The organism is Thermoanaerobacter sp. YS13 (genome assembly GCF_000806225.2).
Taxonomy (GTDB): domain Bacteria; phylum Bacillota; class Thermoanaerobacteria; order Thermoanaerobacterales; family Thermoanaerobacteraceae; genus Thermoanaerobacter; species Thermoanaerobacter uzonensis.
Map to the genome: position 1 here is coordinate 486823 of NZ_JOOI01000002.1, position 25154 is coordinate 511976.

The 25154-nt window shown below is 36.7% G+C and carries 34 protein-coding genes and 1 pseudogene; 33 read left to right on the forward strand and 2 right to left on the reverse strand.

The window, feature by feature from the left end:
• Positions 1–28 precede the first annotated feature (28 nt).
• A complete protein-coding gene (locus THYS13_RS10205) occupies positions 29–517 on the reverse strand; it encodes a helix-turn-helix domain-containing protein (protein ID WP_042834424.1) in 489 nt (162 codons plus the stop codon).
• Positions 518–675: 158 nt separating this feature from the next.
• Here THYS13_RS10205 and THYS13_RS10210 point away from each other — a divergent pair, with 158 nt between their 5' ends.
• From THYS13_RS10210 to THYS13_RS10225, 5 genes are all read left to right on the forward strand, one after another.
• Entirely contained in the window at positions 676–918 is a 243-nt protein-coding gene (locus tag THYS13_RS10210; protein ID WP_042834425.1) for a hypothetical protein, read from the forward strand.
• 73 nt (positions 919–991) lie between these two features.
• Positions 992–1321: a helix-turn-helix domain-containing protein gene (locus THYS13_RS10215; protein ID WP_042834426.1), complete on the forward strand. Its 330-nt coding sequence runs from the start codon at positions 992–994 to the stop codon at positions 1319–1321.
• Complete coding sequence (locus THYS13_RS14815; protein WP_255356310.1) at positions 1321–1449, forward strand: hypothetical protein; 129 nt, start codon at positions 1321–1323, stop codon at positions 1447–1449. Before THYS13_RS10215 ends, THYS13_RS14815 begins: the two co-directional genes overlap by 1 nt.
• Positions 1450–1508: 59 nt before the next feature.
• Positions 1509–1958 carry a terminase gene (locus THYS13_RS10220; RefSeq protein WP_042834427.1) on the forward strand — a complete coding sequence of 150 codons (450 nt, stop codon included), beginning with the start codon at positions 1509–1511 and terminating at the stop codon, positions 1956–1958.
• A gap of 21 nt (positions 1959–1979) precedes the next feature.
• Positions 1980–2522 carry a stalk domain-containing protein gene (locus THYS13_RS10225; RefSeq protein WP_042834428.1) on the forward strand — a complete coding sequence of 181 codons (543 nt, stop codon included), beginning with the start codon at positions 1980–1982 and terminating at the stop codon, positions 2520–2522.
• On the opposite strand, the gene THYS13_RS10230 is transcribed toward THYS13_RS10225, so the two are convergent.
• On the reverse strand, positions 2499–3158 hold the full coding sequence (locus tag THYS13_RS10230) for a hypothetical protein (protein WP_042834429.1): 660 nt from the start codon (positions 3156–3158) through the stop codon (positions 2499–2501). The genes THYS13_RS10225 and THYS13_RS10230 overlap by 24 nt on opposite strands.
• 197 nt (positions 3159–3355) lie before the next feature.
• Here THYS13_RS10230 and THYS13_RS10235 point away from each other — a divergent pair, with 197 nt between their 5' ends.
• The 28 genes and pseudogenes from THYS13_RS10235 (at position 3356) to THYS13_RS10365 (ending at position 25122) form a co-directional block, all read left to right on the forward strand.
• On the forward strand, positions 3356–4633 hold the full coding sequence (locus tag THYS13_RS10235; protein ID WP_042833663.1) for a transposase: 1278 nt from the start codon (positions 3356–3358) through the stop codon (positions 4631–4633).
• Positions 4634–5093: 460 nt separating this feature from the next.
• A complete protein-coding gene (locus THYS13_RS10240) occupies positions 5094–5528 on the forward strand; it encodes a hypothetical protein (RefSeq protein ID WP_042834430.1) in 435 nt (144 codons plus the stop codon).
• Between the two features lie 157 nt (positions 5529–5685).
• Positions 5686–6015, forward strand: coding sequence for a DUF4406 domain-containing protein (locus tag THYS13_RS10245; RefSeq protein ID WP_042834431.1), 330 nt, complete (start codon positions 5686–5688; stop codon positions 6013–6015).
• Positions 6012–6266, forward strand: coding sequence for a pilin (locus THYS13_RS10250; protein WP_042834432.1), 255 nt, complete (start codon positions 6012–6014; stop codon positions 6264–6266). The genes THYS13_RS10245 and THYS13_RS10250 overlap by 4 nt, the downstream gene beginning before the upstream one ends.
• Positions 6267–6287: 21 nt before the next feature.
• Entirely contained in the window at positions 6288–6581 is a 294-nt protein-coding gene (locus THYS13_RS10255; protein WP_235603384.1) for a PrgI family mobile element protein, read from the forward strand.
• Entirely contained in the window at positions 6581–7201 is a 621-nt protein-coding gene (locus THYS13_RS10260) for a hypothetical protein (protein ID WP_042834434.1), read from the forward strand. The genes THYS13_RS10255 and THYS13_RS10260 overlap by 1 nt, the downstream gene beginning before the upstream one ends.
• Positions 7176–9011: a VirB4 family type IV secretion system protein gene (locus tag THYS13_RS10265; RefSeq protein ID WP_042834435.1), complete on the forward strand. Its 1836-nt coding sequence runs from the start codon at positions 7176–7178 to the stop codon at positions 9009–9011. The genes THYS13_RS10260 and THYS13_RS10265 overlap by 26 nt, the downstream gene beginning before the upstream one ends.
• Positions 8974–10536, forward strand: a complete 1563-nt coding sequence (locus THYS13_RS10270; RefSeq protein WP_042834436.1) for a hypothetical protein — start codon at positions 8974–8976, stop codon at positions 10534–10536. The genes THYS13_RS10265 and THYS13_RS10270 overlap by 38 nt, the downstream gene beginning before the upstream one ends.
• A 104-nt stretch (positions 10537–10640) precedes the next feature.
• Positions 10641–10910 carry a hypothetical protein gene (locus THYS13_RS10275; RefSeq protein WP_235603386.1) on the forward strand — a complete coding sequence of 90 codons (270 nt, stop codon included), beginning with the start codon at positions 10641–10643 and terminating at the stop codon, positions 10908–10910.
• A 766-nt stretch (positions 10911–11676) separates the two neighbouring features.
• Positions 11677–12066, forward strand: a pseudogene (locus tag THYS13_RS14945) (M23 family metallopeptidase); the annotation flags it as partial.
• 84 nt (positions 12067–12150) lie between these two features.
• Positions 12151–12636 (forward strand): lytic transglycosylase domain-containing protein, encoded by a 486-nt coding sequence (locus tag THYS13_RS14950; RefSeq protein WP_369819227.1) that lies wholly within the window; start codon positions 12151–12153, stop codon positions 12634–12636.
• 10 nt (positions 12637–12646) lie between these two features.
• Entirely contained in the window at positions 12647–13705 is a 1059-nt protein-coding gene (locus tag THYS13_RS10285; protein WP_042834439.1) for a hypothetical protein, read from the forward strand.
• 14 nt (positions 13706–13719) lie between these two features.
• On the forward strand, positions 13720–14253 hold the full coding sequence (locus tag THYS13_RS10290; protein WP_042834440.1) for a hypothetical protein: 534 nt from the start codon (positions 13720–13722) through the stop codon (positions 14251–14253).
• Positions 14237–14782 carry an SAF domain-containing protein gene (locus THYS13_RS10295; protein ID WP_042834441.1) on the forward strand — a complete coding sequence of 182 codons (546 nt, stop codon included), beginning with the start codon at positions 14237–14239 and terminating at the stop codon, positions 14780–14782. Before THYS13_RS10290 ends, THYS13_RS10295 begins: the two co-directional genes overlap by 17 nt.
• A gap of 5 nt (positions 14783–14787) precedes the next feature.
• Positions 14788–15507, forward strand: a complete 720-nt coding sequence (locus THYS13_RS10300) for an AAA family ATPase (protein ID WP_042834442.1) — start codon at positions 14788–14790, stop codon at positions 15505–15507.
• Positions 15473–16630, forward strand: a complete 1158-nt coding sequence (locus tag THYS13_RS10305) for a CpaF family protein (protein ID WP_042834443.1) — start codon at positions 15473–15475, stop codon at positions 16628–16630. Before THYS13_RS10300 ends, THYS13_RS10305 begins: the two co-directional genes overlap by 35 nt.
• Positions 16631–16632: 2 nt before the next feature.
• Positions 16633–17538, forward strand: a complete 906-nt coding sequence (locus THYS13_RS10310) for a type II secretion system F family protein (protein WP_042834444.1) — start codon at positions 16633–16635, stop codon at positions 17536–17538.
• Positions 17535–18284, forward strand: a complete 750-nt coding sequence (locus THYS13_RS10315) for a type II secretion system F family protein (protein WP_042834445.1) — start codon at positions 17535–17537, stop codon at positions 18282–18284. The genes THYS13_RS10310 and THYS13_RS10315 overlap by 4 nt, the downstream gene beginning before the upstream one ends.
• A gap of 31 nt (positions 18285–18315) precedes the next feature.
• On the forward strand, positions 18316–18537 hold the full coding sequence (locus tag THYS13_RS10320) for a hypothetical protein (RefSeq protein ID WP_042834446.1): 222 nt from the start codon (positions 18316–18318) through the stop codon (positions 18535–18537).
• Between the two features lie 5 nt (positions 18538–18542).
• On the forward strand, positions 18543–18926 hold the full coding sequence (locus THYS13_RS10325; RefSeq protein ID WP_235603343.1) for a TadE/TadG family type IV pilus assembly protein: 384 nt from the start codon (positions 18543–18545) through the stop codon (positions 18924–18926).
• On the forward strand, positions 18923–19333 hold the full coding sequence (locus tag THYS13_RS10330) for a hypothetical protein (RefSeq protein WP_042834447.1): 411 nt from the start codon (positions 18923–18925) through the stop codon (positions 19331–19333). The genes THYS13_RS10325 and THYS13_RS10330 overlap by 4 nt, the downstream gene beginning before the upstream one ends.
• Positions 19330–20133, forward strand: coding sequence for an AAA family ATPase (locus THYS13_RS10335; RefSeq protein ID WP_235603346.1), 804 nt, complete (start codon positions 19330–19332; stop codon positions 20131–20133). The genes THYS13_RS10330 and THYS13_RS10335 overlap by 4 nt, the downstream gene beginning before the upstream one ends.
• A gap of 58 nt (positions 20134–20191) precedes the next feature.
• Positions 20192–20779, forward strand: coding sequence for a hypothetical protein (locus THYS13_RS10340; protein WP_042834448.1), 588 nt, complete (start codon positions 20192–20194; stop codon positions 20777–20779).
• 378 nt (positions 20780–21157) lie between these two features.
• Positions 21158–22237 carry a hypothetical protein gene (locus THYS13_RS10345; RefSeq protein WP_235603348.1) on the forward strand — a complete coding sequence of 360 codons (1080 nt, stop codon included), beginning with the start codon at positions 21158–21160 and terminating at the stop codon, positions 22235–22237.
• The gene (locus THYS13_RS10350) at positions 22206–22583 is read left to right on the forward strand and encodes an ASCH domain-containing protein (RefSeq protein WP_042834450.1); all 378 of its coding nucleotides are present in this window, start codon (positions 22206–22208) and stop codon (positions 22581–22583) included. Before THYS13_RS10345 ends, THYS13_RS10350 begins: the two co-directional genes overlap by 32 nt.
• 542 nt (positions 22584–23125) lie before the next feature.
• Entirely contained in the window at positions 23126–23479 is a 354-nt protein-coding gene (locus tag THYS13_RS10355; protein WP_042834451.1) for a type II toxin-antitoxin system MqsR family toxin, read from the forward strand.
• A 13-nt stretch (positions 23480–23492) separates the two neighbouring features.
• Entirely contained in the window at positions 23493–24074 is a 582-nt protein-coding gene (locus THYS13_RS10360; RefSeq protein WP_042834453.1) for a type II toxin-antitoxin system MqsA family antitoxin, read from the forward strand.
• A 235-nt stretch (positions 24075–24309) separates the two neighbouring features.
• Positions 24310–25122, forward strand: a complete 813-nt coding sequence (locus THYS13_RS10365) for a hypothetical protein (protein WP_042834454.1) — start codon at positions 24310–24312, stop codon at positions 25120–25122.
• The last annotated feature ends 32 nt before the right edge of the window (positions 25123–25154 follow it).

A 25154-nucleotide genomic window follows, 5' to 3' on the forward strand; every position in this document is an offset into this window, starting at 1 on the left:
AACAATTGCATCACCTTCATTTCAGGGATTACTTTCTATACTTCTTAGGAGTATATTTTTTCTTATTCATTAATCTAGCATGTTTTAAAATCATTTCAAAAGAATCTTTAAGATATTCCTTAGTTTCCTCATCCACCGGCTCACCATTAAAGAAGGCCAGCCCTTCCGCGCTTGTGAGGTCCTTCATCCACTCTTCCAGAGTTTTAGCAATGTCTTTTTTATCTTTTTCTGTAAGCTTTGGCTGCCATTCATTTGGTTGATCTTGCTTGATAGCTTGAGAGGATGAATTAATATGGCCAGCAGCTTCCATTAGTTCTTCATATGTAACGCCATTCTGTGCTTTACTGGCAAATTTTTTTATTGTTTCAGGGTTTGGAGGAGTATCAACTAATCCTCTTAACAACCTAGAAATATGTGCTGAACTAACGCCACATTGTAAAGCATATTGGTTTATAGATCTATTACCTTTTGCTAATGCTAGTAGCTCAGCAAACTTTTTCTTATTAAAATTACCCATTTCTTATGCACCTCTTGTTTAAGATTTTATACTAAGTATTGACTGCAATCAATAATGTAAAAGGATTTTTATAAAAAAGTATTGACTGTATGTAATAAATGTGGTATAGTATTAACTGTAAGCAACATTAACTACAGTAAACACAAGGAGATGAAAAAATGAATGTCAATAAAGCAGCTCTAAAAGAGTTATTAATCAAAAAATTTAACGGAAATTATAACAAAATGGCAAAAGCTCTTAATGTAAGTCCAGCACAACTTTATAGAATATTAGAAAGCAATAGTAATGCTGGTGCAAAATTTCTCGGTAAACTTATTGTTTACTGTAAGAATAATGGCATTGATTATGATAAACTAATTCTTTTACCAGATGTATTAACTGTAGTTAATGAAAAAGAATGAAGACAATAAAGTCAATTTCATACCTTTATTATAACCTTATTTCTTCCAATTTTACATAAGGAGGGAAAAAATCATGGATAACAGAATAACAATAAAATTTGAAGTTGACATTACGGACGTTATAGCGCAAATCATGCAGCTTCTTGGCACTGCAGAAAAAGATAAAGAAGAACAAAAGCCTTTATCCTTACTTGATGCTTATACAATAGATGAAGCAGCAAAAGTGCTGGGCGTAAGCAAAAGCTATATGTATGAGCTTGCAAAACATAAGGATTTTCCTGCTATGAAAATACACGGCAGAAAAATAATCATACCTAGGAGAGGCTTAGAAGAGTGGATGCAGAAGAAGTTTGAGGAAGAAAAAGGCAGCAGTAAAGTAATTGCCATGGGAGGAAGAAGATAATGTGGATTGAATTTAAACCAATGAAAAATAAAGATGTACTTCTTAAAATAGCTGAAGCTCTTATGAAAATAGCACAAATTAGAATAGAAAAAGCCGGAGAAGGGTGGAAACTGATGATAAAGACATAGTATATAGCCGCAGTATGCCCAAAATACGGAACAAAAAATATAACCTGAGAGGTGGAATGATGGATAAAAAAAATAAAGCCCTCGAACTATATCTTGAAGGATTTAAGTTAGTGGAAATAGCGCAGCAGCTTGGTGTGTCACAGCCAGCTGTTACTAAAATGCTAAAGCAATTTCCAGAATATCATCAAGAAAAAGAACGCCGCAAAAAAGAAAATCAAGAAAAAGCTAGACAATGGAGAAATGAGTATAAAAAGCAGAAAAGAGAGCAGTATGATGAAGATTATGAATTAGTATTAAAAGACCATCGAGAAGCTGTAGCATCTCTTTCAAGAAAAGGCAGACTCAGCGATGACGTTCTTATAAAATTATGCATAACTCACTATGATTATAACAAACAAAAAGAAAGACTTATCTTCAACGAAAGTGCCGGCAAAAGGCCTGCGGACCTGCCCAGGTCGGTGTACGTGCATAAAAATGTGTTGAAGCAGTTTAGAGTATCAACGCATTAGAAAATCGAAAGAGGTGAACATATGAAAAGAGATTTGTCTTACAATATTACAGACCCTATTGTTACTGTAGTTGCTCCACTTACTTTCCTATTGTTTGTTATATGGACGTTGTATTTTTTTACTACTCCTACGCCAAGTTATTTTTATCTAAACTCTAATGTTGCGGATATAGGAATAAGGCCTATAAGCAATGAGAATTTTATTTTGGGACAATCTACAAAAAGGGTATATCTCAAAGAAGCGCCTTTTATTTATGATTCAAAAATTTATTTGCCACTTGAAGCTATAACATTAGCAAGCGGAATAAAAGAAGAAAATATTGTAAAAAAAGAAGATAAAATACTAATAGAAAGCGGAAAAAACAATAACATTTGTTTTGACTTAAAGAAAAAAACAGCAACTACCAACAAAGAAAAAATAAACCTAAGCGACTCCCTATTGGTAAAAAATGGTGAAGTCTTTTTGGCTACGGACTACATAGAAAAAATTTTCAAAATAAAAATAGAAAAAAACGAGAATAAAGTGATACTGAAACATAGGTTATTTCCGATACATTTTAATTAAGCGATTGGCGTAACTAATTTGGTAGTTGTATAATTCAATTAAATACAACTTTGATGTTTTAGTAATATCCAGGATGAGGTAAGAATAAACAATAAAGAATATAATTAATACAAAAATCAAAGATGAAACTGCAATCTCCTTAATATTATGCAGATAATATCCAACCACAACACCTAATACTGTATTTACAAGATTTATTGTGAGAATCGGTTCCTTATTATCTTCTAACGTCCTTTTAATTACTTTATTTTCTTCTTTTAAAGTTATAAGAAAATTTATTACATTTAATTTACGCGCTTTTATTTCGCTAAGTTTTTGTCTTATATTTTTTCTTATTTCTTTTTTATCTTGTTCCTTTAGATAATTGGAGAAATTTTCAAGTTTAGACATAGCAGTAAAAAAAATTACCAAAAGAAAAATTGTAAATACGATTGCTATAAATCTACATAAAGTTGATTTCAAAATTCCACTAAAAATTATAATGACTAAGGTAAAAATACTTATTTCTATCACAAAAACCAAAAATAGTATGGAAATATATATCCTTCTTCTAGAAAGTGAAAAATAAGTATGTTTTGATTTTACTGGATAAAAAGGACAAAAGAGAATGACCAAAGAAGGTATTAACTCTTTCATATATTGTTTCCCCTCCATACAATTTTATCTACTAGGCTTGTGCAAAATTCAAAAGCCTTCATTTAAGCGATTCTGGAGACATACTTTTTTTCTATCACTCTTGAATTTTTTATCTTTTATGTAGGATTTCACCTCCCATTTGTCGAATTATTATATATACAGCATGAAAATATTTCTTAAGGAGGAGGAAATCCTACATGTACCAGCTTCAATTACTTTTAAATATACCTGAACTCTTTACCTCTCAGTCTAAAATTGATTTCTATTCTTCTATGTTTGAAAATCTTGACCTGTCTTCAATACCTGAATTCCCTTCCTCTAGTCCTGGCCGTAAGGGTTATTCTCATCATGCAATGTTTAGAGCTTTTATTGTCATGAAAGCTGAAAGATTCGGCACAATTTCTGACCTTTTAGATTATCTCCGCAATAATCTTATCATTGCTCATCTTTGTGGCTTCGACATTTCTAAACCTCTTCCTTCTTATTGGACTTTTCGCCGTTTTATTAATGACTTCTCTCATGATTATTTGACCTCTATTTTTCAAAATCAGGTCAATATCCTCAAAAATATGGGTATTATCTCCGGTGAGTTTATTTCCATGGACTCTACCCCTATTAAAGCTAACACTAAGTTAAATAACCCTAAGTCTTTTTGTAAAAATAAATTTTCTAAAGATAATCAGCCTAAGTCTGATAAGGATTGTAAATTAGGAGTTTATTCTGCTTCTAATGATTCTTCTAATAAACGATATAAGTTTTATTGGGGCTATAAAAATCATATTATTGTTGATGCTATCTCTGGTTTACCCATCGCTGAAACTACTACTCCTGCTGATGTCCCTGATTTTGATGTCGCTTTGTCTTTACTTGCTGATACTAATAATTGGTTTAAACTGACTGGTACTAATTTTATCGCTGATAAAGGTTATGACGTTAAGAAACTCTATAATTATGTTAGAGATACTCTCCATGGTCATTGTTTTATTCCTCTTAACAAGCGTAATTCTAAAAATCCCCCTCTGACTGATGATGGTTATATGGTCTGCGAAGCGGGTATTAAAATGCTTAAAGATGGCAAGCAATATTTTGATGGTTTTATTAAGCAAAAATTTGTTTGCAAGTTCTGTAATTCTAAGAATGATTCTGCCTGCCCTATAAAGCATCCTAAATATTTTAATGGCAAAAAGCATAGAGGCTGTACTAAGTATGCTATTATATCTTCTGATTATAGGTCCTCTATTAATAGAGACTCCCTATATTTTAAGGCTGTCTATAAATTGAGGATTGAATCAGAAAGATATAATTCCCGCTTTAAAGCTCTGGATTTTGAAAAAGCTTATGTCAGAAATATTAATTCTGTCAGCAACCTTAATACTTTTGGCCATATTACTTTGCTTACTGTCGCTATTGTAGCTATTAAATTGGGCAAATATGATGAGTTTAGATCTCTTGTTGCTTTGATGCAATCGGCCTAATTTTTATTGAATCTATTTCATACCATTTTTTAACATTTGACTTCTACAGGATATTTATGCCCTTTTTTAGCTCCTCTTTTTGTCTTTTCTTTTCCTTTACCACTTTCTTTATGTTCGATTGTCAGTCCTAATTACTATATATTGTATGTCATACATATTTTGGCTTTTGTTCGTGATTATTTTTATTAATTTTGCACATCCCTATTTTATCTACATATTTTATCGGCATATATGTTAAAAAATTTAAAATAATGGAAGTTAGTTATATGGGATTTGCTAAAATAAGGACTTGAATTGTTTTTAAAAATATCATAGAATGGAAACAAGAACATAAAAAAACGGGCAAAGTAGGTGTAAAAACTGTTAGCAGAAATATAACCAAAACTTTAAATGGTTGAAATATATCTAAGATTAGGTGTAACAGACTTATAATCATGTAAAGCAGGTGGAGGAATTATTTATGAATAATGAAGATAAAATTCTAGGGCTTTTAGAGAAAATTTATAATGACTTTAACGTAAGATTTGATGTGGTAGAAGAAAGAATAGGTGCTGTAGAAGGACGAATAGGTACCATAGAAGAGAGAATGACTGTAGTAGAAAAGAGAATTGGTATTGTAGAAGAAAGACTAAAAGTGGTAGAAGAAGAAATCCACGGATTAAAAAGTGAAGTAAGCGAAGTGAAAAACGATGTAAAGAAGTTAGGTACTAAGATAGATACCGAAATTAGCGATAAAGTAAGGGCATTATTCGATGACAGACAGCTTTTGCATGAAAAACTTGATGAGATAAGTGGCAAAATTGACATGCTTCAGCTGGATGTAAATAATCTAACAGTTAAGACAGTATATCATGACAACCGCATAAAAGAGTTAAGCAAAAAACTGGGCGTTTAATAAGCCCGGTTTTTTCTATTTTATTGAAGATTTTTATGAAAGGAGATGAAAACTTGAATATGCTTTACACTGCCGGCCTAGCAGCCGGTGTTTTCTTTGGGATAGTTTTGGGAGCTTTAATTGTACTCATTTTAAGCATATTAAAGGAGGTGCAAAATTGAGTAAGTTTGTGTATATCTGTCACCCTTACAGCGCTAATCCTGCAGCAAATAGGGTTAAGTTTGATAAAATTTTTAGGTTTATAAGAAACAACTTCAAAGAAGTAGTGCCGCTTTCTCCTGTTCATGCATTTGGCGAGTTCTATAATGATAAAAATGAGGAGGATAGGAAGGAGGTGTTGAAGCTGTGCACAGATGTTTTGAAAAAGTGCGATGAAGTGTGGGTGTTTGGTAACTGGGAAAGTAGTGAAGGCTGCAGGCTTGAGGTTAAAACTGCCGAAGAAAATGGGATCAAGGTGAAATTTTTTAATGAGGAGGTAGGCTTATGAATGGAATTACGCCTGTTGATGAGGCGCAAATAAGTGCATTTTTGTGGAAGATTGCAAACTTTGTAATGGATGTAGGTATTGTTATAGCAGTAATTTTTATTGCAGTAAACGGATACAGGTTTTACACTTCAGGACATAATCCCAGCAGGAGAACAGAAGCGATGATGGGTCTTTTCTGGTCTATATTAGGAGGAATAGTGGTAGTTGGTGCAAAATTTTTCGCAGGTGTAATCCTCGGTTTTAAGCCGTAGTAGGATGTGATTTGTGTGAGAATGTTTGAAGTGCCTGTTCAATTAGAAAGAGAAGAAAAAATATTCGGCGGGAATTTTTCTATTAGGCAGATGATATTTATTATTGTTGGTATAGGAATTGGCGCGGTTTTCTTTACAAAATATTTTTCAAAAGATTTATTTACTGCAGTAATTGTATGGATCGCTTTTTCAGCGGCAGGAGCATTTATGGCTTTTTTTAAAAAAGATGATGTAGAAATAGATAGGTATATTGTAATGTATTTGAGGTTTCTACTTTCTCAAAAAGAGTACCTATTTATTGGAGGTGGGAAATAATGCTTTTTAAAAAGAAAAGCAGTGCAGACTTTTTAGACATTGAAGATATAAAAGATGGGCTTTTAATTTTAAAAGGCAGTAGGTACAGGGCGGTTGTAACAGCCGACCCTGTAAATTTTTCTCTTCTCTCGGAAGAAGAGCAGGAAGGCCTTGAAGCTGCTTTTATGAACTTACTTCTTTCTTTATCTTTTCCACTTCAGTTTTTTACAGTCGTTAAGCCTGTAGATGTTTCTGAATCAGTAGCGGAATTTAGAGAAGGGCTTCAGCTTCTTCCCGATGGAATGATAGAGTACGAGAGAGAGCTGGAGGAGTTTCTTGGATACTTTTCAAAGCAGACCATTACTACAGAGTCTTATGTAATTGTTCCTTATAATGATTCTTCAAGAGAATATAATAGAGCAAGAGGAGAATTAATGAGGAGAGTGCATATGGTTGCTGAAGGCCTTGCTAAGTGCGGACTCATGCCGAGAGTTTTAGGTACTGATGAGCTTTTGGAGCTCATGTTTTTTGTGCTTAACAGGGATGGAAGTATTAAAGTCAATGCTCTTATTAAAGCGGGGGCTTTAGAGCTGCACAAAAAGGGGGTCAGGTTAAGTGCTGAAACTAAAAAAGAACAATAAAGAATCTTCTAAGGAGGACTTAACTCTTTTCAAGAGAGTTCCCACAGTTGTAGAGATGATTTCGCCTGACGGCTACCTAATAGAAAAGGACTATTTAAAAGTGGGCAAGAAGTTTTTCAGATTGTATGTGCTTTTGGATTTTCCGCAGGCTGTCTATGTTGGATGGCTGGAAGATGCGAAGCTTCTTGGAAATGTCGATATATCGGTTCACGTTGCGCCTGTCGATGCGAGAGATGCTGTAAATCAGCTCACAAAAAAGATTACCCAGTACCAGTCCCAGTACATGCTGGACGAGCAAAAAGGCAGTATATATGAGCTTGGGCTTTTGAGAAAAGCAGTGCAGGACCTTGAAGGACTGAGAGAAAACATACAGATGAACAGAGATAAGCTCTACTACGTTACAGTTATTGTTTCGGTTTCTGCAGATTCGCTGGAAGAGCTCGATAAGAGCTCAAAAATTCTGGAAGAGGTTCTGGCAGGTAAAAGCATAAGAGCAAGAAGAATGTTTCTGAGGCAGAGCGAAGCTTTTAAAAGCTTTGTACCTATCTTGGAAAATCACTGTGAAGATCTCTCAAGAAATTTTAATACAGGTGCTGCTGCATCACTTTTTCCTTTTGCTTCTCCGGAGTTTTCCCACAAGAAGGGGATACCGCTTGGAGTAAATCTTTTTACTGGGAGCCCTGTAATTTTTGACAACTTTATAGGACCGCCATTTATGACAAACTACAACTTGGGGATATTCGCAACCTCCGGAGCAGGCAAGTCTTTTTTGGTTAAGCTTCTGTCTATGAGAGGAGCGCTTTTAGGCATAAGAACAGTTTTTGTTGACCCTGATAGGGAGTACAACCGCCTTGTGCAGAAGATGGGAGGAAGTATTGTTAAGATAAGCACAGATGCAGAAAACATAATTAATCCCTTTGACCTTGAAGAAGAGGAAGATGAAGGCGGAGCAAAGTATGTTGATATAATTCAAAAAATATCCGAGATAAAGGCTTTGGTTGGAATGATAGTGGAAGGAGTTATGAAGGACAGGATTTCAGCAGAGGAATTAGCTGCTGTTGAGGAAGCAGCAAGGGAGGAGTATGAGGCAAGAGGAATAAATAAAGACCCGGGCTCTTTATATGTAGAAAATGCTGTAGAGGATGGAGCATTTTACTTTAAGAAGAAAAAAGAAATGCCTACCCTGTCGAGCTTTGTTGAAAGGCTTAAGAAAAATCCAAGAGGAGAGAGAATTGCTGCTGTTTTAAAACCTTTTTTGAAGGGCGGCACCCTGGGCATATTTGACGGACAGACAAATGTTTCGTTGAAAGATTCATATCTTGTTAATTTTGATATATTCGACATAAAGGATCAGTTTCTAAGGACATATGCCATGTATGTTATAACAAACTGGGTGTGGGAGAAGTTTGTGAAAAAGGATGTAAAGCAGAAGAAAAGGGTTGTGGTGGATGAGGCGTGGATGTTTATGAAGTACAAAGACACAGCATATTTTCTGGAGAATTTGTCAAGGAGGGCGAGAAAGAGAAACACCTCTCTTACTGTTGCGAGTCAGTCTTTTATAGAATTTTCAAATTCATCAGAAGGAAAAGCGGTTTTAACAAATCTGGCGGCTGTATTTTTAATGAAGCAGGCACCGACCGACATAGATTCAGTGCAGGAGGTGTTTCACCTATCACAGGGTGAAAGGGAGTTTCTAACCTCCTGCGGGGTTGGCGAAGCGCTGTTTTTGGTCGGCAAAAATAAAACTGCCGTTAAGGTGGTGGCAAGCGATTATGAGAAGAAGCTCATTTCTACAAATCCAAATGAGTAGACTGTTTGTTTTATTTGTACTTTTTGTGTTTTTGCTCAATGCAGCTGCTTATGCTGAAACACCTTCTGTTACAAATTCAAGTTCCTCGCAGCCGCAGGAGGACCAGGGAAGCCTTATAGAAGAGCTCATTGCTGCACCGATAAATGGACTTTATGAGGCGATTAAGCTTCTAGGACTTAAAGGTTTTGATGAGCTTATATTCAACACATCCTACGGTGAGCTGGCACCTTACAGCCCGCAGGAGTGGAATATTGTGATGACATGGTATATAAGAATAAGAGATGCTGTGTGGGTGCTCCTTTTAATTGCAGTAGCTGCCCAGGGGTACAGGTTTATGACATCCAGTGTTAATCCGTCCAAAAGAATAAACTTCATGCAGAGTGTTTTAAGTGTGATATATGCATTTTTCATAATACTTTTTATGCCGTACTTTATAAGGCTCATGTTTCAGGCAAACAATGCTCTTGTCGACTTATTCCACGGTATTGCTCAGAGTATGGGAGCAGTAGGAAGTACTTTTGATATAAATGATATTAAAACGGGGAATGTTCTTGCAACTGCTATTGTCAAGCTGGGCTATATCGGCATCCTTCTTTATTTTAACTTTTTGTATCTGATAAGAAAGTTTGTGCTGACCTCTATGTTTGTACTTACACCAATTGTAGCATGGAGCTGGACAATATCGGGAAGGAAAGAAGGCATAGGGGTTGTAATGGGAGAAGTTGCTTCAAACGCTTTTATGCAGGCAGCACATGCTTTAGTTCTGTCGTTGTATTTAGTACTCATAAAAGCTGGGGTTTCGACGGATTTTTCGCCGTGGTGGGCGCAGATTTTTGGGATGGTGTGCTTGATACCTACTGCAAACGTCATACGGGACCTGCTTCAGGGCTGGCTTAAATTCCTGGGAGTCAATGAAGAGAAGTGGGCAGGAGCAGCAACTTTGGGACTTACGGGGCTTGTAGGGCTTGCAAATATTGCAAAGACTGCTGCAGCCCCAAAAATTTCTTTTCCTTCAGGAAGCGATTCAGCAGCACCGACTTTATCTTCGGCAGCAGGTCCTGCAGTGTTTGGGGTTAAAGTGGGAACTACGGCCGCCAGTGTTGGAAGTACTGTTGGTGCACTGATAGGCGGTGCAGCTTCTATACCTTTAAGAACAATGGGAGTGGATGTGACAGAACACTTTAGAAATATCGGCAGCTTCGCCGGTAAAGTTATAACTGCTCCTCCTGCTACGGCAGGAGCTTTAGTAAAGGATGCGTACAGCAGGGGTAAGGAGAGTGGGACCGGCTTTATTGGAGGACTGTCTCAGGCTGTTGGAATGGAAAAAATACTGAATGAAAGAGATGCGGCTGAAGCGCTGGGTAGAGCAGGAGGAATGATTTTAGGATCCGTGTATGGTTATAAGGGAAGTGAGGTAGGAAGTAGGATAGGAGGAGCGGTTGGAAGATACGGCCTCCATGCGGTTTCACTCATTGCTCCGGCAGTTTTAACATCAAATACGGATGCATTTAGATGGAGAAGCTGAGCTTTTAAAAGGCTTTTAAGCCCCGAAATTAGGCAGGGGATATATCTTTATTCCCTGCCTGATTTTTTAGGTGTTAAAAGCGGAATATGGGAGGGTTTAATGTGATGGATGAAAGAGAGGATTATGAAGAATACCTTAAGAGAGCAGCAGTTGTGAAAGCTGCTGAAGAATGGGATGAGCCTATATTTCAAAAGGCGGAATCATATGAAGGAAGTGGTTTTGGCATTGTAGGGTTTCTGGTGATTTTTTATCTACTCGACAAAGCAGTAAGCTTTTTAATTAAGGCAGAGATGGCTGTAAGATCTTATTTCAAAGAAATTATATCCTTTTTGAACTGGATTTTTGGATATATTCATTTTTTTAACATATGCTGAAAAATTACTGACAGAACCCCTTCGGGAACCTGCCAGGAATTTTTCAGGCGTAAATCTTATGAAATTTTAAATAAAAATATAGCTTTAGGTGAGGATATATATGGATAACCTGGTTATGATTCTTAAAAACGCAGTTAAAAACATAATATCAAGATACCTGTGGAAAGCTGTAAAACCTGTGCTCCTTACTTTTCTGCCTTACTTGACAATAATGATTTTGGTAATACTTATACTTCTTTCAATTTTTGGTGCAGCTCCTAAACAGACGGCTGAAGGGAAAGAAAAGGTGAAGAAGTATGTTGAAAGCATTAAGCCGGAAGCTGTGTCAAAGTACAAACAGGAAGAAAATTTTCAGCTGCCGTGGGGACTTGTCTACGCTGTTGAGGAGTATGCAAACGGCTGGAGAAAAGACGTTGATATGGCAAGGGTTAAAAGAATAGCTGATGGCCTTAAGCCGGAATTTGAGTATATGGATTATACTGAAAAAATTGTGAGGACTGGATTTGAAGTTGATGCAGATGGAAACGTAAATCCTAAGGAGGAGGTCATTTACGTACCAGTTAAATTACTCACCCAGGCAAGAACTTATGAAGGGATTTATGTGTTTGAGTATCAAGAAGTGACCGATATAAAAGGAAATGAATCTCACACATATATGGCTTTGAAGGGGATGGAGTTTTATGAAGACTATTCTAAACTTGATGCTGTAATAGCAAGAGAAATTAAAACAAGCTCTTACGGTAGTTATGAAGGAGAAACTAAAACCATTGAGTTTTCTGGAGGGAAGCTTCTGTGGCCTGTTCCTTCAAGCCATACAGTTACTTCACCTTTTGGGATGAGGTTCCATCCTGTGTTAAAAACATACAAGATGCATACAGGTATTGATATAGCAGCAAATACGGGAGATGAAATTGTTGCAGCTGCCGATGGTATCGTAAGAGCAGCTGGTTCTTATGGAGGTTACGGTAATACCGTAATAATTGACCATAATGATGGAATTTCAACCCTCTATGCTCACTGCTTAATGGTGCTTGTTAGGTCTGGACAAGCTGTTAAGCAGGGTCAGAAGATAGCACTGGTCGGAAGCACAGGTATTTCTACAGGGCCTCACCTGCATTTTGAAGTAAGAATAAACGGAACTCCTGTAAATCCTTTAGGAGATATAAATGTGCCGGCAGGAAGTGTTGTAATGAATGATAATATCGACAGAAAACTTATTCTGGAGACAGGAATTGCTTTTATGAAAGGCGATCAAAACTTAGAGTGGCTGCTGGGCACCAATGCAAGCAGAGAATATGCGGCAAAACCCGGTAAAATACCAGAAGATTTGTTGCCTGTGTTTAAAGAAGCAGGAAAAGAATACGGCATTCCGTGGTATGTGCTTGCAGCAATAGCTTTTAGAGAATCAAGTTTTAATCCAAATGAAATAGGTCCATATTTGCCGGAGCTAAAAACAAGGGCTGTAGGTATGATGCAGTTTCTGCAAAGTACATTTGACAAGTATGCTGTAGACGGCAACAACAATGGAATAAGAAGTCCTTTTGAGCCTGAAGATGCAGTTTTCACTGCTGCGAGATATTTAGCGGCAAATAGAGATGTTTATTTAAGGAAAGGGTTTAATAAAGATGAGGCTTTAAGATATGCGGTATGGCACTATAACCACGCATGGTGGTATGTAGACCAGGTAATGGCTATTGGAGAAAAGTATAAAAATAACTACCCGTGAGGTGTTTTTTATGGAGAGGAGAAATAGAGCTGCTGCTTTAGCGAGCAGGATAATTCCTTATCATCCGGAATACAGAAAGATAACCGGCTCTGTTACTGCCGCAATTTTGTTTGAGCAGCTGGAGTACTGGTTTGACAGGTATAACTACAACAGCTTTTATAAATTTCTTGAGCCGGCTCCGGACCATCCTTCTTATGCTCCCGGCGACAGCTGGGTAGAAGAGCTGGGATTTTCTGTTGAGGAGTTTAGAACTGCTTTTGATAGGATTGGTGTGAGGTACAATTCAAAGACAGAGTTTTTAAAAGCTAAGGAGGAAGGAAGACTTTTTATCAAAAACGGAGAAGAAAAGTTCTACTGCAGCTTTATAGACAAGCAGAAAAATGTGACCTACTATGTAAGAAACAACGAACTTGTCGACAGACTGCTGGATGAGCTCACCCACAAAGAAGTAGAAGGAGAACCTGAGTTTGTAAAGCCGGAGATAAAGAATGAGAAAGCAATGCAGCCAGATATTTTTGTAAAAGGAGAGAGGGGTCCATCTCCGGAGATGGTAAATCCCAATCTCCCGAGATTGGAAAAGTCCATCTCTGGAGATAGGGAAAGTCCATCTCCCGAGATGGTAAATCCCGAGCTCCCTATATCAATAGATTACATCAGTAGATTACATCATAAGATTACATCAGTCAGTCAGTCAAATAATATGGAGATAGACAGTGATGGACTGACTGACGGACAGACTCTAAATCAGTCAGTCAATCAGTCAGATGATTTTGACAGTGAGGTTATAAAGGAACTTAAAGAAAAGTACATGCTGACAGAGGAAGATATAAAAGTCTGTTTAAGGAAAATGAAAGGGCGGAACATACGAAGCCCTGTTAATTTTTTGGAAAAGATAATTGAAAATTACATCAAAGAAAAATCTGTGATGGAGGCTGTGAGAAAAGCAGATGGAAGTGGCTTTTTTGTGCCTAAAAACTACTTCAACAGCTACTCTCAGAGAAAATATGACGTAGAAGAACTGGAGAAAAAACTGCTGGAGCGGTCAATGAAAAGAGAAGACGATGGATGAAGGAGGAGATGAGTATGATACTTCTTGCAACCGGAATCGAAGCGCTGGACAAAAAGCTTTCTGATGTACTTCCTAATACTGCAGCAGTGTACTACAGGGAAGCTGTTTTTAATTTTAATTTTGATACCCTGATTTTTTCCGAGGCTCTTGAAGGCAGCTTACCAACAGAAAATCTGCTTTTTGAGGTGAGAAAAAGAGGAAGGAGGGTTATTTTCCTTGCAGGAGAAAGCATTAATAAAGACCTCACAGCAAAACTTTTCATAATGGGAATATATGACCTGGTATTTGATCCTGTAACAGCTGAAAAAGTAAAAGAGGTCCTTGAAAAGCCCAGAAACTTTGGAGATGTAAGCTATCTGCTGACGGATTTAACTAGCAGTGAACTGAAAATTGAAAGCTTTGCAAAAAGTATAGAAACCGCAAAAAAGCAGATAGAAGGCATAGCAAAATTTTTAGGCGAAAGCTACAGATGCACCGACCTAAACGAAGGCTTATTAAAAATTGAACAGCTTTTAGTAAAGGAGGTTCTTTATGAGCAGGATTATTAAAATTGCTTTAATAACAGCTGCTGTTTCTGCAGCTTTTATGCTTGTGTTTATGCAGAATATTCAAAAGACAGAAAAAGTGGTTGTTGTGGAAAAAGACATACCTGCAGGCACTGTTATCTCAGAGGATGCAGTAAAAATAATTGATGTGCCTGCTTCGGTAGTTAATCCTAACTATGCCAGAAGCTTATCTGATGTTGTGGGAAAAGTTGTGAAAGAAGGAAGAGTGAAAGGAGATTTTATTCCACTTGAAATTTTAACCTCAAAAGATGCTCAATCCTTGGGTCCCGATCATGCTGTAATGACAGTTCCTGTAACTTTTGTAGAAGCAAAAACACTTCAGTCAGGGGATACAGTGAGCTTTATAGTTTTTGACCAGACGGGCTCTAAAGTTCTTGACGGCTTTAAGGTAATCTCGGTTGTGAAGGAAGACTCTGACAAGGCAAGCTTAATTCTCAACGCAGACTTAAACTCTGCAGCACAGCTTGTGCCGTACTTGAAGCTCAATTCATTCAAGGTTGTAAGAAGGTGATGAAAATGGTTATTACAGTATTCAGCCCCAAAGGCGGTGTTGGAAAAACTACTGTTGTTTTAGCTCTTGCAAAAGTGTTAAGTGAAAAGAGTAGAGTATGTGTTTTAGAATGTGATTTTTCTCCCGGTGATTTTGTGTCTTTACTTGATTTAGACAAAGAAAAAAACATAGTCAATGCATGTCTGGGAAACTACAAAGCCTGCCTTCAGAGGCCTCAGGGAGAAAAGTTTGACGTCATAGTCGGCGGATTTCCAGACATGCAGGAAAGCCTGAAATATGTGGACATGGAAAAACTCCTTGATGACATTTCAAGGGAGTATGAGTATGTACTGGTGGACTTACAGCCTCAGGTTTCTGAAGTTACTGTTGCTGCTCTTTTAAAAGCTGACAGAGTTTTATTTGTTTTAGAAGATGATGTATCGGCAGTTTCAAGGACTCTCGGAATACTTGAGTACTTAAAGCTTCACGGATTTCTCGATATAGAAAAAGCATATGCAGTAGTAAACAAAGCAAAAAAGAAGAAAAAATATCTCACGGCTGTAGATTTAGGAATTCCAATTATTTATTCTATCCCCTTTTTTAGAAACTTATCTGAGTATCAAGACAAAAAGATAATAAGACATGTAAAGAAGCTGAAGGATATACTTTTCGGGATAAAAAAGGAAAAATCTTTATGGAGGAGGCTTTTAAATGGCTTTAAGAGAGCTAAGCAGAAAGATAAATGATGGAGCGGTAGATGTTGAGAGGATGACAGATGAGATAAGGGAAGTCATGATGAAGCACCACGGCAAACCGAATATAAAGGAGATACTGAGAGAAGAAGTGAAGGAATATCTCAGAAAGAGATACCCTTTTGCACTGGATAGGCTTATGGAGTACACAGAAATGCTCTACTCTTCTCTATACGGCTTGGGAATTATAGAAAAGTACCTTAAGGACCCGGAAGTTACAGACATACATGTGAACGGCACAAAGATAATGTACAAAAAAGCAGGAGTAAAAATAGACGCAGAAGAAGAGTTTCCTAATGAGCAGGCTGTGAGGGTTATACAGGACAGAATCCTTGCTCCTTTAAATAAATCAATCAACATAGCAAATCCCTCACAGGACGCAGAGCTTTATGACGGCTCCAGAGCTCTTTTAGTTATACCTCCAGAGTCTGATAAGCCCGTCATAATCATTAGAAAGCACAATCTCTTAAATGTGCCTTTGGAGGAATTAGCGAAAACAACAGCAGGGCTTACTAAAGAAATGCAGGAGTACTTCAAGAAAGCAGTAAAAGACAGAAAAAACATCATGGTTGCAGGAGAAACAGGCGCTGGAAAGACGACGTTTATTAATTCTTTAGGCTTTGAGATTCAGGAAAAGCATGTAGTAGCAGTTTTAGAGGATACAAGAGAGATTAAACTTCATATACCCTATGTCTACTACTTCAAAACGAGAAAGGGAACGGCTGAAGCAAGAAGCGTAACTTATTCTGACATACTCAACGACTGCTTGAGAGCAGACCCGGATAGAATAATTCTCACTGAGATAAGAACACCTGAAAGCGCCTATGAGCTTATACACACCTTAAACACAGGCCACAGGGGCTCTATGACAACAATACATGCAAATTCCTGCTTGGATGCCCTTTTAAGGCTTGAGATGTTAATACAGGAGTTTAAGAATTTAGATTACAGAATCATAAGAAAGCTCATTTCAAGGGCTGTTGACATTGTCGTGTTTTTGAAGCTTGCTGAAGACGAAAAGGGAAACTTAAAAGGAAGAGAGCTTGCTGAAGTTATTGAAATTGAGGGCATAGATGAAAACGGAGACTACATTTTAAAGCATGTGGTAGGTGATTGAAAATGGCAGTCTCTTTTTTATTCGGCGCAGCTGTTTTTATGGTGGTAATTCTTTTGTACAGTATTAAAGAAAACAGAAGGCTTAAGCTTAAAAGAAGGCTGGAGAGGCATTTAGTAGCACCGCAGAAGAATGAGCTCAGTATAGTGGATTTGTTCGGTTTAAGAAGTTTTACTGAAGCTTTAGATAGAAAGCTTAAAAAGAGCGGTATTAAGGCAGATGCAGAAGAGGTATTTTTGTGGTTTATTCTATTTTCTGTCGTATCAGCCTTGTTTCTGAGCTTGAAGGGTTTCACCCTGCTTGGCCTGTCACTTCCTGTTATGCTCTACTACCTTTTAGATTATGTTCTTGACTACTGGGGGAGAAGGAGAATAAGAAAGACTGAGGAGCAGTTTAGAGATTTTGTTAAAATGCTCGGCGCATATCTTAAAATGGTGCCGAGCTTTGCAGGAGCTTTTATAAAGGCAGCAGAGGAAGCTGAAAGTCCTTTAAAAGAGCACACAGACAGGGTTGTAAGGAAGTTTGAGCTGGGAGAAGATTTGGAAGAGGCATTGAAAGAGCTTAAGAATGTGGAGAGCACTTATATAAAGGCATGGGCTGACAGCATAATCTTTGCTGTAAGGATGAAGTCCGACCTGTCCAGAGTGTGTGAGAGAACAGCTAAAAAGCTTTATGAGAGGATTAAGATGGCCAATAGGGTTGCTTCCATGACAGTGCAGGCGAAATCCCTGATGGTTTCCCTTGCGGGCATGATGGCTTTTATGATTGTCTCCACCATGTCAGTAAGTCCTGATTTTGTTAGGGCTTTTTCTACACCTGTAGGAAAGATAGTTATCGCTTACACTGCTTTAAGCTACTTTGTGTCAACACTTTATATCCTGAAAAGAATAGATAAGGAGATGGAGCTATGAGAAGGATTGTTTCAGAAAAGTACCTTCAAAGGCTTGGGATAAAGCAGGACATGATAGAGAAGTGGGATAAAGAAATTAAAGCAGTAGGAGGAGTGAAGATACTTTCCTTTAAAGCTCAGGATGTGCTTGAGCTTTTTTCTTTTGCTGCTTTAATTTTAGGAGGCCTTCTTGTTTTAACAGTAATAGGAGCAGTAAATGGAGCAAATGTTTTTGCTCTTTTATCTGTGTTTGCAGGCTCAGCTATTATGTTTTACCAGTACTGGAGAAGCCCCATAGAAAGCTACAGGGGAAGCTTCTATAAAGAAGAAGAGCTCCCTGCTGCTTTAGAGATATTCATAAGCGGACTGGAGGTGGGAATGAATATCGACAACATAATAGGCTACATTGTGAGGACCAGAAAGGGGGTGGTAAGGGACCTTCTCTATGAGGCACAGGTGAGAATTGATACAGGAAGCTCTTTAAAAGATGCGCTGACTTTTGCAGCAGATAAAAGCTTAAATGACCACTTTAAAAGATTTGTAAAGGCTGTAACAGGAGAGTATGAGTCAGTAAAAGATATGAGAGAAAATTTAGAAGAGCTTTTAGAAGAAGTTGAAGAGAAAAACTACAACCAGAAGATTGAAAGGGCTGCTGTGCTTGACAACAGCCTGTTCTTCCCTATTTTTCTGGGGTATTTCATCCCGGTTTTAATCATATTTGCACTGCCTTTTGTTCTGTCTTTGAGAAGCTTCTTTAATCTGTTTTAAATAAAAATTTTTTTGAGGAGGTAGATATTTTATGGTAAAGGCTTTATTAGCAAAAGCTGAAGAGATAGTGATGAAATTTTTAAAGGACAGAAAGGGAGACCACAACCTTTTATCAACAATAGGTATGGTGGCAATTGTTGTGGGTGTGCTTGCGGTTATATCCCCTACTTTCAGAACAAGCATTGTAGACATGGTGCAGCACGCACTGGACTACGCTTCAAACTTCTTCTCCAATGCCGTTCAGGGCAAGTGATTAAGATGATAAGAAAGTTTTTAAAAGACAGAAGGGCAGCTTCACAGCTAATTTCCTCAGCTGCCCTTATTCCTATTCTTCTTTTTATTGTAGCTTCTATAGCTAATATTTCTGTTGTGAGCAACATGCAGACGCTGGTGAATGAAGCAGCTTTCGAAGGAGCAAGAATAGGAATTAAGTCAGACACCCCAGAGCAGACTGCTCAGATGGCTGTAGTAAACTTTGGGGATGGAATAACTGGATGGAAAATAGGAGACAGGCTTTCTGTTATTACATCACTTAAAAATGACATGCTCACAGTAGAAGTGAGGTATACTTTCTACCTTTTGGGAGGGCAGCATAAGACTCTTGTGGGTAAAAGCTCTTTAAGGATAGGTGATACGCCGTGAGTGTTCTAAAAAGATTTTTTCAGGACAAAAGAGGAGATGCTGTCCTTCTTTTTATGGTGTTTTTGGTAGTGGCATCTCTCCTTCTTTTGTACGCCAATCTCAGCATTTCAAGAGGAGTTGGTGCAAGGGAGGAGCTTGTTAAGGTGTGCGATGAGATAGCTTTAAATATTGCAGTATCTGCTGTAGACATGCAGTATACTCAGACAGGAGATTTGGTCATAGACGCAAATAAGGCTTACTCTTTAGCTCTAAATACATTTAAAGATTTAGGCATACCTGTTAAAGATGTAAGTATAGCTGTCAAAAACAGATATATTTATGTCACTGCTTCGGTTTCAGGAGAGATGTACGAAACTTCAAGAGATATAACTGTTACAGGCATAGCAAAAGCGAGGGATGTAAGATGAAGGTGCTGATTGTTTCAAATGATAGGGAATACATTAAAAAAGCAAAAGAAATTTATGAAGATGCTGATGTAGCTTTATCTATAGAGAGCGCAGAGGTTATGCTGAGTAAGAAAAAGTACGATTTTATTGTGAGCGATTTAGTAAAAGACAGCTTTAACGGATATGCAGTAAAGAAGCTGGATGAAGAAAAAAGAAAAGGGAAAATACTGCCTTTAAAGCAGGAAGTTATTGCGGTGTATTCTTTTAAGGGCGGTGTAGGGAAAACCACTTTGGTGAAAACTCTTCTTGAAAGTTTAGATAAAGACATAAAAGTGCTTGTAATAGATTTAAACTTTCGTGATGGGGGTTCGGATTTAAGCTTTATGCTGGACCTTCCCGTCCTCCCCCACATCGGAATGTGGCTTAAAGAAAGAACAAAAGAGAGCTTTTTTGAAAATTTAATTGAGTATAGCTCAAATGTATCTGTACTTCAGTCTCCGCCTAAAGTAAGCCTTGTAAAAAATATTAAAGAAGGCGATGTTGATGCGATTGTGAAGTTTGCAAGAAGCAGGTTTGATGTGATAATTTTTGACCTTCCAGATGAGTTTAATGAAATTGTTAAAGCTGCGCTTGATAATGCCACAAAAATAGTTGTGCTATCGAGAGGGACAGAAGGAGAGTTTGTAAGAATGAAGGAGTTCCCTTATGAGTTTTTGACAGTATTTGTGAGGCCAGCGAGAGATTTTAAAAAGTACGCAAGGGAGCTGAATTTACAGTACAAAGTGGTTGAGAGCATTAATAGAGCATTAATAAGGAAATAGATAAAATATGGAGCTTTGTCTTTTGAGTGAAAATAAATTTTGAGGAGGTAGGTAAGACATGAAAAGAGCTTTAAGCTTTGCTTTGATATTACTTATTGTCACTGCTCTAGCAGCAGGCTGCGGTGTTGTAAAGAAAAATACAGGCAAAACCGAAAATACTGTAAATGAAGCTGTTAAAAGTGAGAAGGTAAGTACTCAAAAAGAACTTACTGCAGGAACTGTTGTAAGTTATCAGAATAACGAAATAGTCTTAGAAAGCAGTGGAGAAAAAGTTAAATATAATTTTGCAGCCGAAAAAACTGTATTTGTGGAAGGTATTCCTAAAGACATTAAAGAAGGAGTATTTGTGAAAATCATAAGAAAAGATGGTGAAAACTATATTTATGTCATTACACAGGGAAAAAAAGAAGCTGTTGAAGATGGAAGCATAAGCATACTGGGCATTTTAAAGGAAGCAAATGATAATTATGTTGTAGTAGACATAAATGGAAAAGAAGAAAAATACACTGTTTCAGATAAAGCCGTTATGCAGAAATTCTCTGAGTCAGATAAAGTAATGAGGTATAATAAAGATAAGCTTAAAAAAGGAAGCTGGGTAATGGTACTGGCTGATAAAAACAATCAGGTAGTAAATATCGTGTATTAATTTGACCTCTCTGTACGGATTTTTCATTTTCGCTTCGCTCAAAACAAAAATCTGATTAAAAAAGCACCACCGCAGGCGGCAAAGCCGCAGCGGTCGTGCTTTTTTGTTTGCCCCCGCGTCATAGATTATACGCCTGCTCGCCTTACGGTCAAGGGGCAAGCCCTTCGGGTCGGTGAGTATATCCTCTTGCTCCAGTATTGCCAAGCAGGAAGAAAAGGAGAACTTTGTTTGGAGTTTTTTAAATTAAAGTGTATTATTCCTTAATTTAAAAGCAAAATTTTTGAAAAATAATAAAGGATTTCTTTGTTTTATGTAGAAATATATACTAGAAAGTGGTTAGATTTTAACATTTATAGTAAAGTATCGGAGGGTTATTGTATGGGAGGGAAGTTTAAATGGACTAAGTTTGAAAACTGCGATATTAATGATCCTTTTTTTAATTCTCTCAAGCAAGATTATCCAGAATTTCCCCAGTGGTTTATGAATAAAAGTAAAAATGGAGAAAATGCTCTTGTTTGCGAGGACGAAAAAGGCCTTTGTGCGTTTCTTTATTTAAAAGAAGAAAAAGAGCCTATTGAACTTAATAATCAGATTTTACCAAGCAAAAAGAGAATGAAAATAGGAACTCTTAAATTAGATGAGAGAATTCAAGGGCAAAGACTTGGAGAAGGTGCTGTAGGTGTAGCACTCTGGAGGTGGCAGGAATCTGAAGCAGAAGAGATATACTTAACAGTATTTCCCAAACATACTCTATTAATTGAGCTAATTAAAAAATTTGGTTTTATATATGTTGGCAGAAATAAGAGGGGAGAAAGTGTATATTTAAAAAGCAAGAAAAGGATAGATTATAGTGATCCTTTTAAGGCCTTCCCTTTTTTAAATCCATATTTTGAGAAAGCGGGATATATACCTATTTTTGATTATTACCATGATACACTTTTCCCATATTCTGAACTTTATAATACTAAACAAGAAGTGGAAGAAAAAGCTGCAGCAAATGGAATTACAAAAGTATTTATAGGATTTCCAACTTCAAGTTTACACCATAAAGTAGGTGAACCCGTTATAATCTATAGAATTGATACAAAGGCAGAAAAAAATAAACAGTATAAGTCCGTTGCTACTTCTTTTTGCACATTAACTAATTTGACCATTATTAAAAGCGGTAACATTCCTAATATTGATTTAGATAAATTTATAGAATTAGCAGGAAATAAAACCGTTTATTCTCCTGAGGAATTGGAACAGTTTTTTTATGAAAAGAAAAATATAGTTTTAATAGAAATGGTTTATAACGGTTTTTTTGGGAAAGGGAAAAATATAACTTTTAAAGAATTAAAGGAAAAAGGTCTGTTTAATGGATATCCATATAATGTAATACTTTCACGGGAGCAGTTTATATTAATATTAGAAATGGGTGGTAAGGATGTCTCAAATATTATTATCAATAAGACCTGAATATGTAGAAAGTATTTTTAAAGGTACCAAACGCTTTGAATACAGAAAAATGAAGTTTGCTAGAAAAGATGTAAATAAAATATTAATTTATTGTACTGCACCAGTTATGAAAGTTGTTGGAGAAGCGGAAATACTAGAAATTATTGAAGATAATCCTTCCGCAGTATGGGAAAAAACCAAAGCTTATGCAGGTATTGATAAAAAATTTTTTGATGAATATTATAAAAATAAAGAAAAGGCTGTTGCCTATCGGCTTGGAAACGTAAAGAAATATCTTAAACCAATTAAGCTAACTGATTTGGGAATAAGCTTTGTTCCACAGTCTTTTGCCTATATTGATTCGTGAAAATATTCTATATAAAATTTTATTAAAAGTTTTTACAAATACTGTTTGATTTAAAGATAAATAGCTAACATCAATTATGAAAAATAGATAGAAAGTTTTGAAAAGGAACGGATTTTTCATTTTCGCTTTGCTCAAATCAAAAATCCGATTAAGAGAGAGCACCTCTGCTTTTGCAGACGTGCTTTTTTGTTTGCCCCCGCGTCATAGATTATACGCCTGCTCGCCTTACGGTCAAGGGGCAAGCCTACGGTCGGTGAGCATATCCTCCCTCGCTTACGCTCGGTCCGGTATCCCTCCCCGCCCCCTTGACCTTCGGCTCGCAGGCCGTTTCGTTTTAACTGCCGGGGGCAAACAAAATTCAAAATGAAAAAGTCTATGAAGGAGGTGCTGTCAGTGAGCGTAAGGACAGTTTCTTTTACATAGAAGAAACTGCTTAGGAGGAGGGTCTAGTTTGTAATCACAGAATTTTATAAAAAATACTATCAAATGATTGCGAAATTGTTTGGAATGTGATAAAATACTAAGTGAAAGGAGTATATGCTATGACTCAAATTGAGGAAATTGAAAAATTCCTCAATGTTGCTAAAAATTTAATGAAAGCAGGTGCTTTTGATTTTGTTCCTCGAAAGAAAAATATGGATTCAATTAAAGAAGCCGGCCTAACAATTAAGCATGTTAAAGAGATTATTATGGATTTAACTTACAAAAATTATTATAGAGGTCCTAATGAAGATTTGGGAAGCAACAGGGAAGGTTTTATATGGGAATTTGGGCATGATATTGAAGGAACAGACTTTTACATAAAGCTCAAAATTGAAAGAAGAGGAGAAAAAGAATGCTTAGTATGTCTTTCTTTCCACAAAGCAGAGCAGCCGTTAGTTTATCCGTATAAGTGAGGAGGTGGGAAATGTGAAGAAGTTCTGTCCTGTCTGCGGTAAAGAGCAGGAAACAGAGGTAATCGAAAAAGAAGAAATATCAACTGTCAGAGGAGATGAAATAAAGGCATTAGCAAAAATAAGGATATGCAGTGTTTGTGGTGAGGAGCTGTTTGATGAGGAATTAGAAGAAGAAAATATACAGAGGGTCTATGATATATATCGAAAAAAGCACGGCATACTCTCACCTGAAGAGATAAAAGGTATTAGAGAAAGTTATGGGTTAAGTCAGAGAGCCTTTGCCAAGCTTTTAGGTATAGGTGAAGCTTCTATTGCGAGGTATGAAACTGGAGCTTTACCTGAAAAATCTTTGAGCAACATGATAATGCTTTTGAAGGATCCAAAAAATATGAAGAAACTTCTTGAGAAAAATGAAGATGCTTTAAGCCAGAGAGAAAAAGCAAGACTCTTGCGGAGATTAGAAGAAATGAGCGAAAGAATAAAAACAATAACGATTTCGGAAGAGCTTTATAAATCATTAGAAGAAAAGGCTAAAATAGAAGGGAAAAATGCTGACAAATTTGTTGAAGACGCATTAAAAAGAATTGTTATATAAAGCAAAATCAACACTTCTGAAAATTACTTACCGCCCTCCGGCGCAAAAAATTTTATAAATGCGTCGGGCTTGCGGTCAAGGTGCCTTCGAACATAAACGGCCTCCTCCCCGCAAGCGGGTCCCCTCCATTTATCCTTCGACTCCACCTTGACCCGCCCTCCGCATTCCTATACGTTTTAACTGACCGGAGGGCGGTAACAGGTTTTGAAAAAATTTTAACTGGAGGTGAGCTTTCATGAGGAAAATAATAGCACTAGCCATAGTCATAGCGCTTACTGTGGCAGAGTATCAGGTTTATAAGGATGACAGTAAAAGAACGGCTCTGGAAGAAAAGGTGAAAGGAGTGTTATATAGTATTGGTGATTCAGGTACTACTATAGTATGGAAAGGTCCGAGCTCTTACCAATATGAAAGAAAAGATTTAGCTCCTTTGATAGAAGATTTTAAAAATAGATATTTTAGAGATGGTGTACAATTTGTATTGCTAGATAAAAGTTATTTAAAGTTAGATTTTGAGAATATAAAAGTGTACGATTATAAAGAGGCTACACCCTATGGTAAACCCGGAGATTTAAAAATATATGCTAATCCTAAAATACAATTATTGAAATCCAGTGTAATTCCAAAAGAAGCAGAAAAATATATTTTAAAAGTGCGTACTTACTATCTCACAGATGTAGAATTGATTAATAATAATCTTATAATTTCTCAAGAGGAAATGGAAAGATATTTTAAATTGAATTATCCCCCTATAAGTACCATACTGTTTAATACAGTTCTTCTTGATGAGATATTAAAATACTCTTCAATTAATGATAATTCATTAAAATTCTTATACGCAGATAATATTAATTACGATAAAAGTAGCATTGAGAAAGAAACAAACAATCCTAACAAAATAAGAGTAACTATTTTTGTTAATAATAGATTACCAGATAAAATAATCTATATTAAATCACTTTTTCAATACAAAGATGGGAAACTTTACGAAATAAAACGGGAAAGCAACGTAAAAGAATATGTCGAGTGGGCTAAAAAGAATTTATAGGCAGGTCTCACCTGCTTTTTTATTTTGTGTAA